13 protein-coding genes and 2 tRNA genes are annotated in these 17,764 nt (G+C 70.4%); 9 read left to right on the forward strand and 6 right to left on the reverse strand.

What is annotated here, in order from left to right; all coding sequences use genetic code 11:
* Window positions 1-347: 347 nt before the first annotated feature.
* Window positions 348-1,016, forward strand: a complete 669-nt coding sequence (locus RGI145_RS08260) for a TetR/AcrR family transcriptional regulator (RefSeq protein ID WP_075797972.1) — start codon at window positions 348-350, stop codon at window positions 1,014-1,016.
* A 70-nt stretch (window positions 1,017-1,086) separates the two neighbouring features.
* Entirely contained in the window at window positions 1,087-2,568 is a 1,482-nt protein-coding gene (locus tag RGI145_RS08265) for an amidohydrolase family protein (RefSeq protein ID WP_075797973.1), read from the forward strand.
* A gap of 43 nt (window positions 2,569-2,611) precedes the next feature.
* On the opposite strand, the gene RGI145_RS08270 is transcribed toward RGI145_RS08265, so the two are convergent.
* From RGI145_RS08270 to RGI145_RS08295, 6 genes are all read right to left on the reverse strand, one after another.
* A complete protein-coding gene (locus RGI145_RS08270) occupies window positions 2,612-4,399 on the reverse strand; it encodes a gamma-glutamyltransferase family protein (RefSeq protein WP_075797974.1) in 1,788 nt (595 codons plus the stop codon).
* A gap of 61 nt (window positions 4,400-4,460) precedes the next feature.
* The gene (locus RGI145_RS08275; protein ID WP_075797975.1) at window positions 4,461-5,153 is read right to left on the reverse strand and encodes a DUF1045 domain-containing protein; all 693 of its coding nucleotides are present in this window, start codon (window positions 5,151-5,153) and stop codon (window positions 4,461-4,463) included.
* The gene (locus tag RGI145_RS08280; protein WP_075799943.1) at window positions 5,150-6,310 is read right to left on the reverse strand and encodes an alpha-D-ribose 1-methylphosphonate 5-triphosphate diphosphatase; all 1,161 of its coding nucleotides are present in this window, start codon (window positions 6,308-6,310) and stop codon (window positions 5,150-5,152) included. The genes RGI145_RS08275 and RGI145_RS08280 overlap by 4 nt, the downstream gene beginning before the upstream one ends.
* Window positions 6,311-6,403: 93 nt before the next feature.
* Complete coding sequence (locus tag RGI145_RS08285; protein WP_075797976.1) at window positions 6,404-6,964, reverse strand: flavin reductase family protein; 561 nt, start codon at window positions 6,962-6,964, stop codon at window positions 6,404-6,406.
* Window positions 6,965-7,145: 181 nt separating this feature from the next.
* Window positions 7,146-7,221, reverse strand: a tRNA-Asn gene (locus RGI145_RS08290).
* A gap of 171 nt (window positions 7,222-7,392) precedes the next feature.
* Window positions 7,393-7,466: transfer RNA gene (locus RGI145_RS08295), tRNA-Cys, on the reverse strand.
* 145 nt (window positions 7,467-7,611) lie between these two features.
* Here RGI145_RS08295 and RGI145_RS08300 point away from each other — a divergent pair.
* From RGI145_RS08300 to ilvD, 7 genes are all read left to right on the forward strand, one after another.
* On the forward strand, window positions 7,612-8,268 hold the full coding sequence (locus tag RGI145_RS08300; RefSeq protein WP_075797977.1) for a protein-L-isoaspartate O-methyltransferase family protein: 657 nt from the start codon (window positions 7,612-7,614) through the stop codon (window positions 8,266-8,268).
* 265 nt (window positions 8,269-8,533) lie between these two features.
* Window positions 8,534-9,922: a TolC family outer membrane protein gene (locus RGI145_RS08305; protein WP_083670553.1), complete on the forward strand. Its 1,389-nt coding sequence runs from the start codon at window positions 8,534-8,536 to the stop codon at window positions 9,920-9,922.
* Window positions 9,923-9,924: 2 nt separating this feature from the next.
* Window positions 9,925-10,587: a DUF2497 domain-containing protein gene (locus RGI145_RS08310; protein ID WP_075797978.1), complete on the forward strand. Its 663-nt coding sequence runs from the start codon at window positions 9,925-9,927 to the stop codon at window positions 10,585-10,587.
* A 99-nt stretch (window positions 10,588-10,686) separates the two neighbouring features.
* Complete coding sequence (locus tag RGI145_RS08315) at window positions 10,687-13,383, forward strand: valine--tRNA ligase (protein ID WP_075797979.1); 2,697 nt, start codon at window positions 10,687-10,689, stop codon at window positions 13,381-13,383.
* Window positions 13,384-13,515: 132 nt separating this feature from the next.
* Window positions 13,516-15,141, forward strand: a complete 1,626-nt coding sequence (locus RGI145_RS08320; protein WP_075797980.1) for an FAD-dependent monooxygenase — start codon at window positions 13,516-13,518, stop codon at window positions 15,139-15,141.
* Window positions 15,138-15,683, forward strand: coding sequence for a hypothetical protein (locus RGI145_RS08325; protein ID WP_075797981.1), 546 nt, complete (start codon window positions 15,138-15,140; stop codon window positions 15,681-15,683). The genes RGI145_RS08320 and RGI145_RS08325 overlap by 4 nt, the downstream gene beginning before the upstream one ends.
* Window positions 15,684-15,793: 110 nt before the next feature.
* Window positions 15,794-17,524: a dihydroxy-acid dehydratase gene (ilvD, locus tag RGI145_RS08330; protein WP_075797982.1), complete on the forward strand. Its 1,731-nt coding sequence runs from the start codon at window positions 15,794-15,796 to the stop codon at window positions 17,522-17,524.
* Window positions 17,525-17,764 lie beyond the last annotated feature (240 nt).

The raw sequence follows: 17,764 nt of genomic DNA on the forward strand, positions 1-17,764 counted from the left end.
GTCAGGGTGATGTCGACAGGCCGGCGCCTGCGCGATGGCGATATGGGCGAAGGGATCGAACGGGACGGATCGGCGGCACGGAATGCCGCTGTGCGGTGCGGCCTTGCCCGTCTGCCGGACAGGTGGGCCCGCCCCAGATGACGCCCGGACGTCCAGGCCCATGGAATCCCGCCATCCTGTCCTCCCTCAACACCTGTTGAATCGGGTGCTCGTTGCGCAAGCACTCTATGCGGCTCTTTAGACCTACCGTACGGTAGATTTAAAGAGTTATTTTTTACATGACCGGGTGACGAAGCATGGTCCGGTGACGGGCCCCGGTTGCGCTAAACCTTGCGGGAGGAACGTCGATGGAGCTCGTCTTGGAAAAGCCCCCGCGGCCCCGCGGCCGGTCGGCCGGATCGCAGCGGACGCGGCAGAACATCCTCGACGCCGCGCGCGCCATCTTCGCCGAGAAAGGCTACAGCGGCGCCAATGTGGGGGAGATCGTCGCCCTGGCACGGACGACCAAGCCGATGGTCTATTACCATTTCGGCAGCAAGGAGGAGCTCTTCTCCGCCGTGCTGGAGGAGGTCTATGCCGAGATGCGGAGCATCGAGCAGGCCGTGGCCCCCTCGGCCCTGCCTCCGCTGGAAGCGATCCGCCGATTGGTGGAGGTCACCTTCGACTATCACAACGAGAACCCCGACTGGAGCCGGCTGATCTCGGTGGCCAATATCTATGCCGCCCAGCACGTCTCCTCCTCGCCCACCATCGCCTCGCGCAGCTCGGTGGTGCTGGGCCTGCTGGAGGAGGTGCTGGCGCGCGGCGTGCGGGAAGGGGTGTTCCGCGGGGATGTGGACCCGCTGCACCTGCACCTGCTGATCGTCTCGACCTGCTTTTACCGGATCTCCAACCGCCACACCTGGAAGGCGATCTTCGGCCGTGCCCTGGACGACCCTGCCGACGCGGCGGCGCAGCGGCGCATGGTGACGGAGGCCGTGCTCGCCTATCTCCAGCCCGAAACTCCCGCGCCCTGACGCAGCCGCTTCGACATGCGGCATGGAGATTGCGTCACATTTGCATGCTGATCCGGAGACGCGATTTTCCATGACAACCCGCCGCAGATTTGCCCGTGGCCTGGCCTGCATTGCCGTCGGCGCGGGCAGCGGCCTCGCCACCCCCTTCATCGGCCGCGCCTGGGCGCAGGGCAGCGGCGGCGCCGGCACGGCGCCGAACGTGACGCGTGGCCACTACCTGATCCGCGGCGGCGCCGTCATCACCGTCGATCCGGCGCTCGGGACGCTGCCGCGCGGCGACGTGCTGGTGCGGGACGGCGCCATCGTCCAGGTCGCGCCGAGCATCGATCCGCCCGCCGGCGCCGAGGTGATCGACGCCACCGACACCATCGTCATGCCCGGCATGATCGACACGCACTACCACATGTGGAGCGCACTCGGCCGGAACTTCATCGCCGATGGCGGGGTGGAGTACTTCCAGGCGAAGAACGCCTCCTCGCCGCACTACGCGCCGGAGGATTTCTACAACAGCCTGCGCCTCGGCCTCGCGGAGCTCCTGAACAACGGCGTCACCACCGTGCATAACTGGTGCAACAACACCCGCTCGCCCGCGCATGCGGATGCGGAGCTGCGCGCGCATCGCGACCTGCTGACCCGTGCCCGCTTCGCCTATGGCCATCGCGACCAGCTCGCGGGCGACGCGCTGATCGACTTCCCCGACATCGACCGCGTGCGGAAGGAGTGGTTCGGGGAATCCGGCCCCTTCGGCGGGCTGGTGCATCTGGGCGTGAACCTGCGCGGCATCGGCCAGAGCACGGCGGAGACCTTCTTCCGCGAGAGCGCGATGGTGAAGGAGCGCGGCATCCCCTACGCCACCCATGCCGGGCAGGCGCCCCCGAACCGGATCGACATCCTCGACTGGGAGAAGCGCGGCATCCTGCAGCCGGGCTTCATGCTCGCCCACTACATCAATGGAGCGTCGCCGGACTTCGAGGTGCTGGCGCGCAACGGCGTTCCCAATAGCTTCTCGACCCTCTCCGAGTTCCGGTTGGGCAATGCGGGAGACCCGCGCGCGGCGCTGATGGCGCAGCGCAAGGCGGGGGTGCTGCTCTCGCTCTCGGTCGATGCCAGCTCGCTCGGCTCGCCCAGCCTCTTCGAGGCGATGCGCACCACCTGGTCGATGGGCATACCGTGGAAGGGCACGCCTTCGGAAGGCGAACGGCCGATCGGCCATGCCGAGATCATCCGCTGGACGACTCTGAACGCGGCGAAGACGCTCGGCCTGGGCGACGTCACCGGCTCCCTCACCCCCGGCAAGCGCGCCGACCTCATCCTGGTGCGGGTGGATGCGCTGAACACGGCGCCGATGGCGAATGTGGAGACGACCATCGTGCAGTCCGCCACGGCGGCAAACGTGGACACCGTGCTGGTGGACGGGCGCATCCTGAAGCGCGGCGGCAGGCTGACCGCCGTGGACACCGCCGAGATCGTGGCCAAGGCACGCGAATCCGCCTTCCGCATCCGCCGTACCACGGGCGGCGTGCTGGCGCCCTGCGCGGGTTGCAGCGCCTGAGGCCGGTCACCCGGGGCGGCTCGCGCCGCCCCATGACGCCGTATCAGCGGCCGACCGCGTATCCCTGCATGCCGCGCGGATTCGCGCCGGCCAGGATCTGCCCGTCCGGCTCCCGGCGGACGGCGCTGAGCCGTCCTTCCGACCAGTCCGGCCCGACCTCGACCTTGTGCCCGCGCGCGGTCAGCGCATCGGCCACCGCGGCGTCGTAGCGGCCTTCCAGCACCACCTTCCCTGGGCGCGCACCGCGCGGCCAGAAGGAGGAGATCCAGTGCTCCGTGTGGAAGGCCGGGGCGTCGATCGCCTGCTGGATGTTCAGGCCGTGATGCAGCATCCGCAGCAGCATGATCGGCTGCCACTGGTCCTGCTGCTCCCCGCCCGGCGTGCCGAAGCTCATCCAGGCCTTGCCGTCGCGCAGCGCCATGGAGGGGGAGAGCGTGGTACGCGGCCGCTTGCCAGGCCGCAGCCCGTTCGGCAGCGTCTCGTCCAGCCAGAACATCTGCCCGCGCGTGCCGAGGCAGAAGCCCAGCTCCGGGATGGCCGGGGAGGATTGCAGCCAGCCGCCCGAGGGTGTGGCCGAGGCCATGTTGCCCCAGCGGTCCACCACATCGACATGGCAGGTGTCGCCGCCCGAGGCGCCGAGGCGCGAGACGGTCGGCTCGCCCCCGCCCAGCGCCTCGTGGGCCGCCTCCGCGCGGGCCACGGCGGCGGCGTAGTCGGTGCGCGGCGCGATCCCGTCCGGCGAGCCCGGGCGGAACTCCAGCGAGGCCTCGGCGCCGATCAGGGCGCGCCGCGCGGCGTTGTAGGGTTCGGAGAGCAGCGTCTCCATCGGCACGGCGGCGAAGTCCGGATCACCGTAGAAGGCCTCGCGGTCGGCGAAGGCGAGCTTCATCGCCTCCACCACCAGATGCACGAATTCCTCGCCCGTGGCGTCGGTGGCGTTCAGGTCGAAGCCACGCAGCAGGGCAAGGGTCTGCAGCAGGGTCGGCCCCTGGCTCCAGGCACCGCATTTCAGGACGCGCACATCGCCGTAGTCCAGGGCGAGGGGCGCCTCCACCGGGGCGCGCCAGCGCGCCATGTCCTGCCCGGTCAGCACGCCCCTGTTGCGGCGGCCGGAGGCGTCCAGCACCTCGGTCCCACGCACAAAGCGGTCGATCGCCTCGGCCACGAAGCCCTCGTACCAGGCGCGGCGCGCCGCATCGATCTGCGCCACGCGGTCCGGGCCGGCGGCCTCGGCCTCGCGCACCACGCGCCGGTAGGTCTCGCCCAGGGCGGGGTTCGCCCAGAGCCGGCCCGGCTTCGGCCCGCCGTCGCGCAGCCAGAGCGCGGCGCTGGTTGGCCATTCCTGCTCGAAGAGCGGCCGCATGGTCTGCACCGTGGCGCAGATGCGCGGCACGTAGTGGATGCCCCCCATGGCATAGCCGATGGCGTATTCCAGCACATCGGCGATCCGCCAGGTGCCGTGGTCGCGCAGCATGGTGGCCCAGGCGTCGAAGGCGCCCGGCACCATGGCCGGCAGGAGGCCCGTGCCGGGGATCAGGTCCAGCCCCAGCGAGTCCCGCACCAGCGCCACGTCCAGCGCCGCCGGGGCCACGCCCTGGCCGCAGATCACGCTCTGCGTGCCGGTGGAGGCATCATGGACGATGATCGGGCAGTCGCCGAGCGGCCCGTTCAGGTGCGGCTCGGCGAGTTGCAGGGTGAAACCGGCGGCGGCGGCGGCGTCGAAGGCGTTGCCGCCCCGCTCCAGCACGGCCATGCCGACCTGGCTCGCGATCCAGTGCGTGCTGGCGACGGCACCGAAGGTGCCGGCGATCTCGGGGCGTGTGGTGAACATGGCCGTGAGTCATAGACCCACGCCCCGCGCCGCGTCAGCAGGGGCGTGGCATGAAATCGCCTCAGCCGAGCAGCGGCAGGCGCTCCGCGATCAGGAAGGGCGCGCCGGGCGCCCGCTGGGTGAAGATGCAGAGCTCCCGCACCGGGCGCGGGCGGGCCGGGACATCGCCCAGATACCCTTCCAGCACAGGCCGGACCAGGGCCGCCTCCGGCTCCGACAGGCGGCGGGACAGGGTGACGTGGAACTTCCAGTCCTCGAAGACATCCGGATAGCCCCAGCGTTCCAGGTGCGCGCGGCGGCGCGGCTCCAGGCGTTCCGGACGGCGGCGGGTGAACTCGGCCTCGTTCAGCGGGGCGCGGAAACGGTCCAGCGATTCGATGCAGGCATCGCAGAAGCCTTGCAGCAACGCCGAGGGCTGCGATTCCCGCAGCGCCAGGAAGCCGCCGAAATTCTCCAGCGCCAGCGGCGGCAAGGCGAAGGGGCGCAGCCGTGCCGCCAGCGCCATCGCCCCCTCGCGGAACTCCGCATAGGTGGTGGCGAGGCGGAAGGGCGCCTTCAGCGTGGCGTGCAGGCCGTAGAGCCGCGCATCCGCCGTCGCTTCGGTCAGGTCGAAGCCCGGGATATGCGGCTGTTCCAGCGTGGCGCCGGTTTCCGGGTCGCGCCCGAGCCAGGAGGCGCCGAGGCGGTGCAGCGGATCGTCGCGCTCCGGCGCCCAGTAGAGGGCGACGCGGGCGGTCTCGGCAGAGGGTGTCACGCGATGCGCTCCCCCGCCAGCCAGACCGAGCGCACCATGGGCAGCGCGGCGCCCGACGGTGCGAGCGAGGCGGGCAGGGGGCGCACCCGCACCATGTCGCCGCGCAGCCCGGGCTCCAGCCTGCCGCGATCCTCCAGCCGCGCCATGCGGGCGGGGTTCGCGGTGACCAGGGCGATCGCGGCCGGGAGGCCGATACCTTCCCCCAGGCCGAGACGCCAGGCGGCCTCCAGCATGGCGGGGGGCACGTAGTCGCTGGCGATGCAGTCCGCCAACCCTTCGCGCACCAGGTCGATGGCCGCGACATTGCCCGAGTGGCTGCCGCCGCGCACGAGGTTCGGCGCGCCCACGATGACGTCCATGCCATGCGCGTGGGCGGCGCGGGCGGCCTCCTGGTTCACCGGGAACTCGCTGACACGGATGCCGTCCGCATGGTTCCGCGCGACCTCCGCGGAGCTCCAGTCGTCATGCGAGGCCAGCGGAACCCGCCCGCCCAGCGTTTCCAGAAGCGCGGCGCGGTTGCGGGGGGCATTCGCCGTGCGCAGCGCGGTCATCGCCTCGATATGCGCCTCGATCTCCCCGTCCTTCATCCCCTCGCGCCGCTTCATGGCACGATAGCGGTCCATGTCCACGAACTGACCCACGCCGGGCACATGGTCCATCAGGCTGGCGAAGCGCAGCAGCGGATGGGAGGCGACCTCGGCCAGCAGCGAATCCATGTCCGGCGCCGGCAGCTCGCAGCGCAGATGCAGGAAGTGGTCGCATTTCATCACCCCCGCCAGGCCGAGCGCGGCGAGGTCGGCCACCCCGTCCAGGAAGGTCCGGTGCCGCCCGCCGGTCGTGTTGATGTCGCCCACGCAGAGGGCATCGAAGACCGTCGTCACCCCGGCGGCCGCGGTCTGCGCGTCGTGCGACAGCATGGCGGAGCGCGAGGGCCAGCGCGCCCCGGCGCGCGGCAGGACCTGACGTTCCAGGTTGTCGGTGTGCAGGTCGATGATGCCGGGGATCAGGTAGTCCCCCTCCAGGTCCAGCGCGCCCGGTGCCTGGCTGCGGCCCGGGGCGATCTCCGCGATCAGGCCGTCGTGGAGGAGGATGGTGCCGTCGAGCAGGCGATCGGGCAGGACGAGGGTGGCATTGGTCAGGATCTGTTCGCGGGACATGGCCGGATTCTGCATGGCAGGCCCGGCCGCGCCAGCGGCGGGTTCATGACAACACGAAGAAAACAGCCAGGAAAAGCAACCGCCCGTACCGGGTCAGAGCATCTCCGGCCGGAACAGCGACCGGCGGCTGATGATCCGGCCCGACACCATGAAGACGCCATCCCCCGTATAGTGCAGCGTTTCCGGATGCCGGGGGGAGGGGGCGACATGCGCCTTCACCACCTCGAAGACGAAGAGATCGTATTTCCCGACCAGCGCATCGTCATGCAGCCGGCATTCGAAGCTGGCATGGCATTCGCCGATCAGCGGCGCCCGGACCTCGCGGGCCGGTTCGGCGGTCAGGCCGAAAGCGGCGAACTTGTCCGTCTCCGCCCCGCTGCAGTTGCCGATCCCGACGACCTCGTCGGTCAGGCGGGTGGTGGGCAGGTTGATCACGCATTCGCCGCTTTCGCGGATCATCCGGTGGCTGTGGTTGCCGCGCGAGATCATGCAGGCGACCAGGGAGGGCGAGAATTCCATCACCATGTGCCAGCCCAGGGTCATGATGTTGTTCCGCCCCTGCCATTGCGAAGAGACGAGCACGATCGGCCCGGGCTCAAGATAGCGGCGGACCCCGGCGGTCGGGAAATCCTCCTTGCGGACAGTCTTGGGCATGGGGGCTTCCTGACTGTGTCCCGGACGGGCCGGCCCTCCGGGGGATGCCGTTCCAACAGCCGCGCACCGCATCCGTTGCGGGTGAATCTCGGCGGGCCAGATGCCAAGCCGGAAGGGGCGAAGCGTGCCCCGGTCCGGGGAAAACTCCCGCACCGTCGCCGCATCATGCAGTCAGGAAAAATGGCTCCCCGAGTTGGACTCGAACCAACGACCTAGCGATTAACAGTCGCGTGCTCTACCAGCTGAGCTATCGGGGATCGCCGTGGTGGGGCTCATCTATCCGAGGGCGGCGGGGGCCGCAAGACAGGGGAGCCAGATTTTTTCAAACAATCGGGCATTCTCCGGAATATCGGCCCGCCGCTTCGCGCAAGACAGCAGGAACCAGCCACAAGCGGCTGATTTCACGGTATTCAGGATGAATGGGGGTGTGGAGGCTCCGGGCGGAATCGAACCGCCGTACACGGTTTTGCAGACCGCTCCCTAACCACTCGGGCACGGAGCCACGCCGCCCATCTACGGGGCGGGCACCGTCCTGTCCAGAGGGGTGGGGCGGGAAGCTGATACATTCGCGGCTGTAGGCTTGGCCCCATGCCCGCACGGACCTATAAGCGGCCCGAGATACGACCATCAGGGGGTCCAGAGGCGGCATGGATTACGTCGAGGCGCGCCGTTACATGGTGGACGGGCAGGTCCGCCCCAACAAGGTGACCGACACCCGGTTGCTGGATGCCATGCTGACACTGCCGCGCGAGCGCTTCGTGCCGCAGGGCATGGCGGACCGCGCCATGGTGGATGGCGACGTGCCGCTCGGCGAGGGGCGCTTCCTGATGCAGCCGATGGCCCTGGCGCGGCTGGTTCAGCTCATGAACCCGCGGGCGGGGGAGCGCGTGCTGGTGGTTGCCGCCGGCACGGGCTACGGCGCCGCGGTCCTGGCGGAGATGGGGGCCGAGGTCGTCGCGCTGGAATCCGATGGACGCCTGGTCGCCATCGCGCGCCGCGCCCTGGGCGACCTGACCGGGCTGCGCCTGAGGCTGGAGCAGGGCGATCTCGCCGCCGGCTGGCCCGAGGCCGCACCCTATGACGCCATCCTCATCGAGGGAGCGGTGCCCCAGGTGCCGGAGGCCATTTCCTCGCAGCTCGCCGAGGGCGGGCGACTCGTGACCGTGCTGCGGCCAGAGGGCCAGACCGGCCGGGCGGTGCTCGGCCGCCGGACCGGTGGCGCCTTCTCCGCGGTACCGGCCTTCGACTGCCAGACGGAGCGGCTGCCCGGCTTCTCCGCGCCCGCCGGATTCGTCTTCGCCTGACGGCAGGGGCCGCCCGGGCCCCAGGGGCGGAAGCCCCGCCTGGATGGCCCGGAAGACATCCCCGACCGGACCGGGCCCGCCAGACGGGCCCGGCCCAATGCCCGCCGGGGCCCACCCGCCTTCCCGCTGCCGCCCGTCCGCGACCATCCCTCCGGATGACGGCTCTTCTGGCCATGGGGCGGCGGGGCGGTCTAGGCTCCGGCAAAACCATCCCTCGAGACCTGGGCGCCCGGCCTTCGGGCCCGCGCAAGGAGTTCCGGTGCCGATGTCACGACGCCTCACCCTCGCTCTCGCCACCGCTCTTGCCCTTCCCGCCGCAGCCAAGGCACAGACGCTGCAGGAAGCCCTGGCGCAGACCTATGCCAACAACCCGACGCTGCAGACAGCGCGTGCCCAGTTGCGCGTGGTGGACGAGAACGTGCCGCAGGCCCTGGCGGGCTGGCGGCCCACCGTGTCGCTGAGCGGCTCGGCCGGCTATGTGGACGGCACGGCGCGCGCGCGACAGAACGACGTATCCTACTACAGCCACGTCTCCCGGAACACGATGACGCTGGCGGCGACGGCGTCGCAGCCGATCTATCGCGGTGGCCGTACCGTGGCCTCCACCCGCCGGGCGGAGAACCAGGTCCTGGCGCAGCGCGCCCGCCTCCTCGCCACGGAGCAGCAGGTGCTGCAGCAGGCGATCAACGCCTATGTCAACATGATCCTCTACTCCGAGGAGCTGCGCCTCAACGTCAACAACGTTCAGGTGCTGCAGCGCCAGCTCGATGCAACCAACGAGCGCTTCCGGGTCGGCGAGATTACCCGCACCGACGTGGCCCAGGCAGAGTCGCGGCTTTCCTCCGCCCGCGCCAACCGCGCCACGGCGGAAGGCCAGCTCCAGAGCGCCCGCGCCGTCTTCCAGCAGGTGATCGGCATGGTGCCGAACCGGCTGACCGCGCCGCAGCCGCTGAAGGCGCCGGTCCGCTCCTCACAGGAAGCGAGCCAGATGGCCGCCGTCAACAACCCGAACGTGGTGGCCTCGCTGTTCGACGAGGCCGCGGGGCGCGACTTCATCGACGTGCAGATGTCCACGCTTCTGCCACAGGCGAGCCTGCAGGCGCAGGGTTACCGCGCCGATAACTCCACGGCCGACGGCACGCGCTTCACGGGTGGGCAGTTCACCGCCAACGTCACCGTGCCGCTGTACCAGGGCGGTGCGGAGTATGCGAGCGTGCGCGCCGCGCGCCAGGACGCGTCGCGGCTGCGGCAGGTGGTGGACGACCAGCGCCGCACGGCCAGCCAGCAGGCGACCTCCGCCTGGGAAACGCTGGTGAGCAACCGCGCCACCGTCGAGGGCAACCGCTCCGCCATCCGCGCCGCCGAGGTCGCGCTGGACGGCGTGCAGCGCGAGGCGGTGGTCGGCAGCCGCACCACGCTGGACGTGCTGAACCAGGAGCAGGAGCTGCTGAACAACCGCGTGGCGCTGGTGCAGGCACTGGCAAGCAACGTGACCTCCTCCTACGCGCTCGCGGCGGCGGTGGGGCGGCTGACGGCGAAGGACCTCGCCCTGCCGGTGCAGATCTATGACATGACATCCTATTACAAGGCGGTGCGCGACCGCTGGATCGGCCTGGGCGACTACACGCCGGTCGCCGCCACGACGGAACGCTGAACATGTCCGGAACGCAGGGGCCCAACGGCCAGGACCCCAACATGGAGGACATCCTGGCCTCCATCCGCCGCATCCTGAACGAGGACGAGCCCACCACCAGCGCCCCTGCCGCCCCGGCGGCGGCGGCCATGCCCGGCACCCTGCCGCCCCGGCTGGCGCCGGTGGTGCCGGCACCCGCGCAGGCAGCGGGAGGGCCGGCGCCGGCCCTGCCGGGCTCGACGCCCCTGACCTCCAGCCCGGCCCCGCACCGGGCAGAGGAGCCTGCGGAGGAGGAGGCGCCGGCACCCGACCCGGTGCCTGCCACCGCTCCCGGCACCGAGTCCGGCCCCGAACCCCTGACCCTGACCGAGGCGATGATGGTCGCACCCGAGGCTCCGTCCGGGCCGCCCACCGTAGCGCCGTCGCCCGATGCGGTGCCGTCCAACGGCTCGCTGCTGGCGCCCTCCACGGCCGCCGCCGCCGCCGCCGCGCTGGGCGAGCTGGCGCGCGCCGTGGCGGCCGAGCAGAAGAGTGTCATCTCCCGCAACGGCCCGAGCATCGAGGACGTGGTGCGCGAGGAGATCCGCCCGCTGGTGAAGAACTGGCTGGACGCTCATCTGCCGGGGATGGTGGAGCGCATGGTGCGCGCGGAGATCGAGAGAGTGCTCGGCCGACCGGCCGCCTGAGGCCGGAACGCGGAAGGGATGTTCTGAGAAGGGTGTTCTGACCCGGGCGCAACCCTTCCGCACTTGACGTTCGGGCGTCTCCCGGCACAGGGATGCGCCATGCTCGAAAAGACCCTGACGCCCGCCGATTTCGAGGCGAAGCTCTACGAAGGTTGGGAACAGTCCGGGGCCTTCTCCGCCCGGCCGGACAGCCCGGCCCAGCCCTTCACGATCATGATCCCGCCGCCCAACGTCACGGGCAGCCTCCATATCGGCCATGCCCTAACCTTCACGGTGCAGGACATGCTGATCCGGTGGCGCCGGATGCAGGGGCGGGACACGCTGTGGCAGCCGGGCACCGACCATGCCGGCATCGCCACCCAGATGGTGGTGGAGCGCCTGCTGGGCACCCAGGGCCTCAAGCGGCGCGAGATCGGGCGCGAGGCCTTCACCCAGCATGTCTGGGAATGGAAGGCGCAGTCCGGCGGCACCATCACCCGGCAGCTCCGCCGCCTCGGTGCCAGCCTGGACTGGCCGCGCGAGCGCTTCACCATGGATGAAGGGCTCTCCGAGGCCGTCCGGGAGGTCTTTGTCACCCTGCACGAGCAGGGGCTGATCTACCGCGACCGCCGGCTGGTGAACTGGGACCCCGTCTTCCAGTCGGCGATCTCCGACCTGGAGGTCGAGAGCCGCGAGGTGAAGGGCCATCTCTGGCACCTGCGCTATCCCGTCGAGGGCCAGCCGGGCCGCTTCCTGACCGTGGCGACCACGCGGCCCGAGACGATGCTGGGCGACACCGCCGTCGCCGTGCATCCGGAGGACGAGCGCTATCGCGACCTGATCGGCCGGCATGTGATCCTGCCGCTGACGGGCCGGCGCATCCCGGTGGTGGCGGACGAGTACTCCGACCCGGAAAAGGGCACCGGCGCGGTAAAGATCACCCCGGGCCATGATTTCAACGACTTCCAGGTCGGCAAGCGGCATGGCCTCGCCGCCCTCTCGGTGCTGGATGCCGAGGCGCGGGTGATGCTGGAGGAGATCGAGGGCGATCTCGCCGCGGTCGAGGGCATCGCCGATCCGGATTTCGTGCGCTCGCTGGCCGGGCTGGACCGCTTCAAGGCGCGCGAGGCGATCGTGGCGGAGATGGAGCGGCTGGAACTGCTGGAGAAGATCGAGGCGCATGTCCATGCCGTGCCGCATGGCGATCGTTCCGGCGTGCCGATCGAGCCGCGCCTGACCATGCAGTGGTACTGTGACGCCGCGACCCTGGCGAAGCCCGCCATCGCCGCGGTCGAGGACGGGCGCATGCAGTTCGTCCCCAAGCAGTGGGAGAACACCTTCTTCGCCTGGATGCGGGAGATCGAGCCTTGGTGCGTCTCCCGCCAGCTTTGGTGGGGGCACCGCATCCCCGCCTGGTACGGGCCGGACGGCACCGCCTTCGTGGCGCGCGACGAGGCCGCGGCCCAGGCCCAGGCGCGCGCGCATTACGGACGCGACGAGACACTGACCCGCGACGAGGACGTGCTCGACACCTGGTTCTCCTCGGCGCTCTGGCCCTTCTCCACGCTGGGCTGGCCGCAGCAGACGCCGGAGCTCGCGCGCTACTACCCGACCGACGTGCTGGTGACGGGCTTCGACATCATCTTCTTCTGGGTCGCCCGGATGATGATGATGGGTATGCACTTCATGGGCGACGTGCCCTTCCGCACCATCTACATCCACGGTCTGGTCCGCGACGAGAAGGGCCAGAAGATGTCGAAGAGCAAGGGGAACGTGATCGATCCCCTGGAGCTGATCGACAGCTACGGCGCCGATGCGATGCGCTTCACCATCGCCGCCCTGGCCGGGCCGGGGCGCGACGTGAAGCTGGGGCGCTCCCGCGTCGAGAACGGCCGCTCCTTCATCACCAAGCTCTGGAACGCCGCGCGCTTCTGCGAGATGAACGGCATCCAGGCCGATCCGGGCTTCCTGCCGGAGGCCTGCACCACGCCGCTGGCACGCTGGGTGATCGACGCGGCGAATCTCGCGGTGCGGGAGGCCACGGCGGCGCTGCAGGCCTACCGCTTCGACGAATACGCCGCCGCGGTGCGCCGCTTCGCCTGGGATACCTTCTGCGACTGGTTCCTGGAATTCGCCAAGCCGGCGCTTGCCTCGGGCGACACGCCGGAGGCGCGCGAGGCCAAGGGCGCGGCGCAGCACGTGCTGGGCGTGCTGCTCAAGCTGATGCATCCGGTGACGCCCTTCGTCACCGAGGAGCTGTGGCACAAGATGGGCTACGGCCCGGAGCTGAGCCTGATTCACACCGCCTGGCCGGAGCCCGTGCGGGTGAGCGAGCCCGAGGCGGCGCGCGAGGAGATGGACTGGCTGGTCGGGCTGGTCTCCACCGTGCGCGGCGTGCGGGCGGAGATGAACGTGCCGCCCAGCCAGCGTTTCCCGCTGCTGGTGCAGGGGGCGGGGCCGGAGGTGCTGGCGCGCGGCCAGCGCTGGCTGGACACCATCGCCCGCATGGCACGGATCGAGGCGATCCAGCCGCTCGCCGGCGAGCCGCCGAAGGGCGTGGCGCAGGCGGTGCTGGGCGAGGCGACGATCATGCTGCCGCTGGCCGGCATCATCGACATCGATGCCGAGCGTGCCCGTCTGGCCAAGGAGCGCGGCAAGGCCGAGGCGGAGGCGAAGAAGATCGCCGCCAAGCTCGACAACGCCGATTTCGTTGCGCGTGCCAAGCCTGAGGTGGTCGAGGAGAACCGCGAACGCCTCGCCGCAGCCCAGGCGGAAATCGCCCGGCTGGAGGCCGCGCTGGGCCGCATTGCGGCCTGAGGCGGCAGGCGGAAGCATCCCACCCCATGCGGCAGGCCCATTGCTGCCGGTCTGCCGCATGGACAAGCCGCGAGCGACCGGCCTAGAAATTCCGAGTCCGGAAAGACATGCCGGATCGGGAGCGCTGTCGCGATGGCCGATGTCCTGGTGGTGGGAGCGGGACCGGTCGGGCTGACCATGGCGGCGGAACTGGCCCGGCACGGCCAGCGATGCCGCCTCATCGACCGGCTGACGCAGCCCTCGCCCTATTGCCGCGCCATCGGCGTCACGCCCCGGACCCTGGAGGTCTGGGACGACATGGGCATCGCCCGGGAGATGATCGGGGCGGGGCTGTGGATCCGCGGACTCCGCTCGGTCCTCCAGGGACGGCCGCCCATGGACGTGACGGTGGACGGCAGCGGTCTTTCCTATGGCCCGCTCGGCCTGCCGCAATACGAGACCGAGCGCGTCCTGACCCGGCACCTCGCCCGGTCGGGCATTTCCATCGAGCGCGGGGTCACGCTTTCCGGGCTCAGCCAGGATGCGGATGGGGTCTCCGTCAGCCTGACGCATGCCGATGGCAGCGTGGAGGCGGCGGGTTTCCGCCATGTCATCGGCTGCGATGGGGCGCACAGCGCCGTCCGCCGCGCCCTGGGCATCGGTTTCGAGGGCGAGGCCATGCCCATGACCTTCATGCTGGGCGATGTGCGGATCGGCTGGGATCTTCCCTACGGCATGACGTTCCGCGCCCTGCACATGAACGAGGCCGCGCCACCCGACATCTTCGTGGCCGTGCCGCTGCCGGAGCACGGCCGCTATCGCATCACCATGGTCGCGCCACCCTCCCTCGTGCCGGCGGGCGGCACCGCCCACGGCATCCAGGGCGAGACGGCGGGGCCGGGGCTGCACCATCTCCAGGAGGTGGCCGACGCGCTGCTGCCGGAGAAGCCGGTGCTGTCCGATCTGCGCTGGTCCTCCATCTTCCGGATCAGCATGCGTCTGGCCACGCGATACCGGCAGGGCCGGGTCTTCATCGCCGGGGATGCGGCGCATATCCATCCGCCCACCGGCGGGCAGGGCATGAACACCGGCATCCAGGATGCCTACAACCTTGCCTGGAAACTGGCCCTGGTGCTGGACGGCGCGGCGCCCGAGGCATTGCTGGACAGCTACGAGGCCGAGCGCCGGCCGGTCGGCGCCGATGTCATCGCCCGCACGGTGGCGGCCAGCATGAATTTCGGCCGGGAGGAAGGCGGCAAGCCCGATCGCTCGGCCGACACGCAACTCGGCATTTCCTACCGCGGCGGAGACTGGGTGCGGGATGACGGGCCGGCGGGGCAGGGGGTCGTGGCGGGCGATCGCGCCCCCGATGCCGGCGGCCTGAGGCAGGAGGGGATCGGCTTCCCGCTCCGTCTGCACGAGATGCTGCGGGGCCCGGCGCATGTGCTGCTGGCCTGGATGCCCGGAATGGAGAAGGGGGCGGGGAAGGCGGAACTGCGCGCCCTGTCGGACTTCGCCCTGGCTCTCGGCCCGGTCCTGGGCGACCGGCTGCGCTTCGTGGCGCTGACGGATGCGGCGGCGGGGCAACAGCCCGCCATCGGCATCCTGCATGATGCGGAGGGCGGCTTCGCCAAGGCCTATGGTCCGGCGGGGCGGGCCTTGCTGGTGCGCCCCGACGGGCATCTGGGCTGGACCGGGCCATCCTGGCGCGCCCCAGACCTCGCCGCCTATCTGCAGCGCCTCTTTCCCGATGCTGCTCTCACGGTGGCCTCTCCATGAACCTCCTTCTCAGCTTCGCGCCCTTCCTGGCCTTCGCGGTCCTGGCGCATTTCGGCCGGGCGGAGGCAGGTCTTTGGGCGGGCTTCCTGACCGCCGCCGCCCTGATCCTGCGCGACCGGTTCGTCCTGCGGCGCTCGGTGAAGATCCTGGAGGCCGGGACCGTGCTGCTCTTCGCCGCCCTGGCCTTCTGGACCACCGCGCGCGGCGCCGAATGGAGCATTCCCCTGGTCCGCCTGGCGGTGGATACGGGGCTGCTCGCGATCGTGCTGGCATCCCTGCTGATCGGCACGCCCTTCACCCTGCAATATGCGCGGGAGGAAACGCCGCCGGAAATCTGGGACCAGCCGGAATTCCTGCGGACCAACCGGGAGATCACCCTGGCCTGGGCGGCCGCCTTCCTCGCCATGATCGTGGCGGATGCCGTCATGGCCTTCCTGCCGCAGGTGCCGCATCAGTTCGGCGTGCTGGTGACCGTGGCGGCGCTCTATCTGGCGGTGCGCTACACCCGCATCCGTGCCGCGCGCGCCGCTTTCGCGGCCTGACGGTTCATCACCATAGGTTGGGTGGCCCGCCACGCCCGGCGACAGCATGACGCCGTGGTGGCAGAACGGGAGCGGGCCGCACCGACGGCGGCCCGACAGGGAAACGGACCATGACCCAGACAGGCCAGAAGTGGGACAAGTCCCGCCTGCCCAGCCGCCATGTGACGGTGGGGCCGGAGCGCGCGCCGCACCGTTCCTACTACTACGCGATGGGCATGACCGAGGACGAGATCGCCCAGCCGCTGGTGGGCGTCGCGACCTGCTGGAACGAGGCCGCGCCCTGCAACATCGCGCTGAGCCGGCAGGCGCAGAGCGTGAAGGCCGGGGTGCGGGAGGCGCAGGGCACGCCGCGCGAGTTCACCACCATCACGGTCACCGACGGAATCGCCATGGGGCACCAGGGGATGAAGTCCTCGCTCGCCTCCCGTGATGCCATCGCCGACACGGTGGAACTGACGGTGCGCGGCCATTGCTACGACGCGCTGGTCGGACTCGCGGGCTGCGACAAGTCGCTGCCAGGCATGATGATGGCCATGCTGCGGCTGAACGTGCCGAGCGTCTTCATGTATGGCGGCTCGATCCTGCCCGGCACCTACAAGGGCCGCGACGTCACGGTGGTGGATGTCTTCGAGGCGGTGGGCATGCACGCCGCCGGCAAGATGTCGGACGAGGAACTGCATGCGCTGGAATGCGTCGCCTGCCCCAGCGCCGGGGCCTGCGGCGGGCAGTTCACCGCGAACACCATGGCCACGGTGAGCGAGGCGATCGGGCTGGCGCTGCCCGGCTCGGCCGGGGCGCCGGCGCCCTATGAGGACCGTGACCGCTGGGCCGTGGAATCGGGCCGGGCGGTGATGGAGCTGGTGCGCCGCAACCTCCGCCCGCGCGACATCGTCACGCTGAAATCGCTGGAGAACGCGGCGGTGGTGGTGGGTGCCACCGGCGGCTCGACCAATGCCGGGCTGCACCTGCCGGCCATCGCGCATGAGGCGGGCATCCGCTTCACCATGGACGACGTGGTCGCGATCATGCGCCGCACCCCCTATATCGCCGACCTGAAACCGGGCGGGAAATACGTGGCGCTGGACGTACACAAGGTCGGCGGCATCCCGGTGATCATCAAGGCGCTGCTCGATGCGGGACTGATGCATGGCGACTGCCTGACGGTGACGGGGAAGACGCTGGCGGAGAACCATGCGGATGTGGTCTTCCCGACCGACCAGGACGTGATCTACCCGGTGTCGAAGGCGATCACGCCCACCGGAGGCGTGGTCGGGCTGAAGGGCAACCTCGCGCCGGACGGTGCCATCGTGAAGGTGGCCGGGATGAAGAACCGCCGCTTCGAGGGCACGGCGCTCTGCTTCGACTGCGAGGAGGATGCCTTCGCCGCCGTGGACCAGCGCGCCTACAAGTCCGGCGACGTGATCGTCATCCGCTACGAAGGCCCGAAGGGTGGGCCGGGGATGCGGGAGATGCTCTCCACCACGGCCGCGATCTATGGCCAGGGCATGGGGGCGGAGGTGGCGCTGATCACCGATGGCCGCTTCTCCGGCGCCACGCGCGGCTTCTGCATCGGCCATGTCGGGCCGGAGGCGGCGGTGGGCGGGCCGATCGCGCTGCTGCGCAACGGCGACCACATCGTGATCGACGCCGATGCCGGCACGATCGACGTGCTGCTGCCGGAGGAGGAACTCGCCGCGCGCAAGGCGGCCTGGAAGCCGCGCGGCACGGACTACAACAGCGGCGCGCTGTGGAAATACGCCCAGCTCGTCGGCCCGGCGCATCTGGGCGCGGTAACCCATCCGGGCGGGGCCGCGGAGACGCATTCCTACCCGGATCTCTGACGCGCGGGGCCGCCGGGGCCGGGCCGCGAAAGCCCCGATCCTTGCGGCCCGGCAACGGACAGGGCGGCGGTGCACCGGGAAAAGCACGCATCGTTTCCTGGCCGGTGGCCATGCCTTCCGCGAGGCGACAGGCGTCACGCTTTGAAACACCCTGCTGGCGGCGGGGCAGGCATGTTCCCGCTGCCGCTTTCCTTCCCGTCGCGACCTGCCTCATCTCAGCGGTCTCTCAGCAGCTCTGGC

The sequence above is a fragment of the Roseomonas gilardii genome, assembly GCF_001941945.1.
In the GTDB taxonomy this organism is placed as follows: domain Bacteria; phylum Pseudomonadota; class Alphaproteobacteria; order Acetobacterales; family Acetobacteraceae; genus Roseomonas.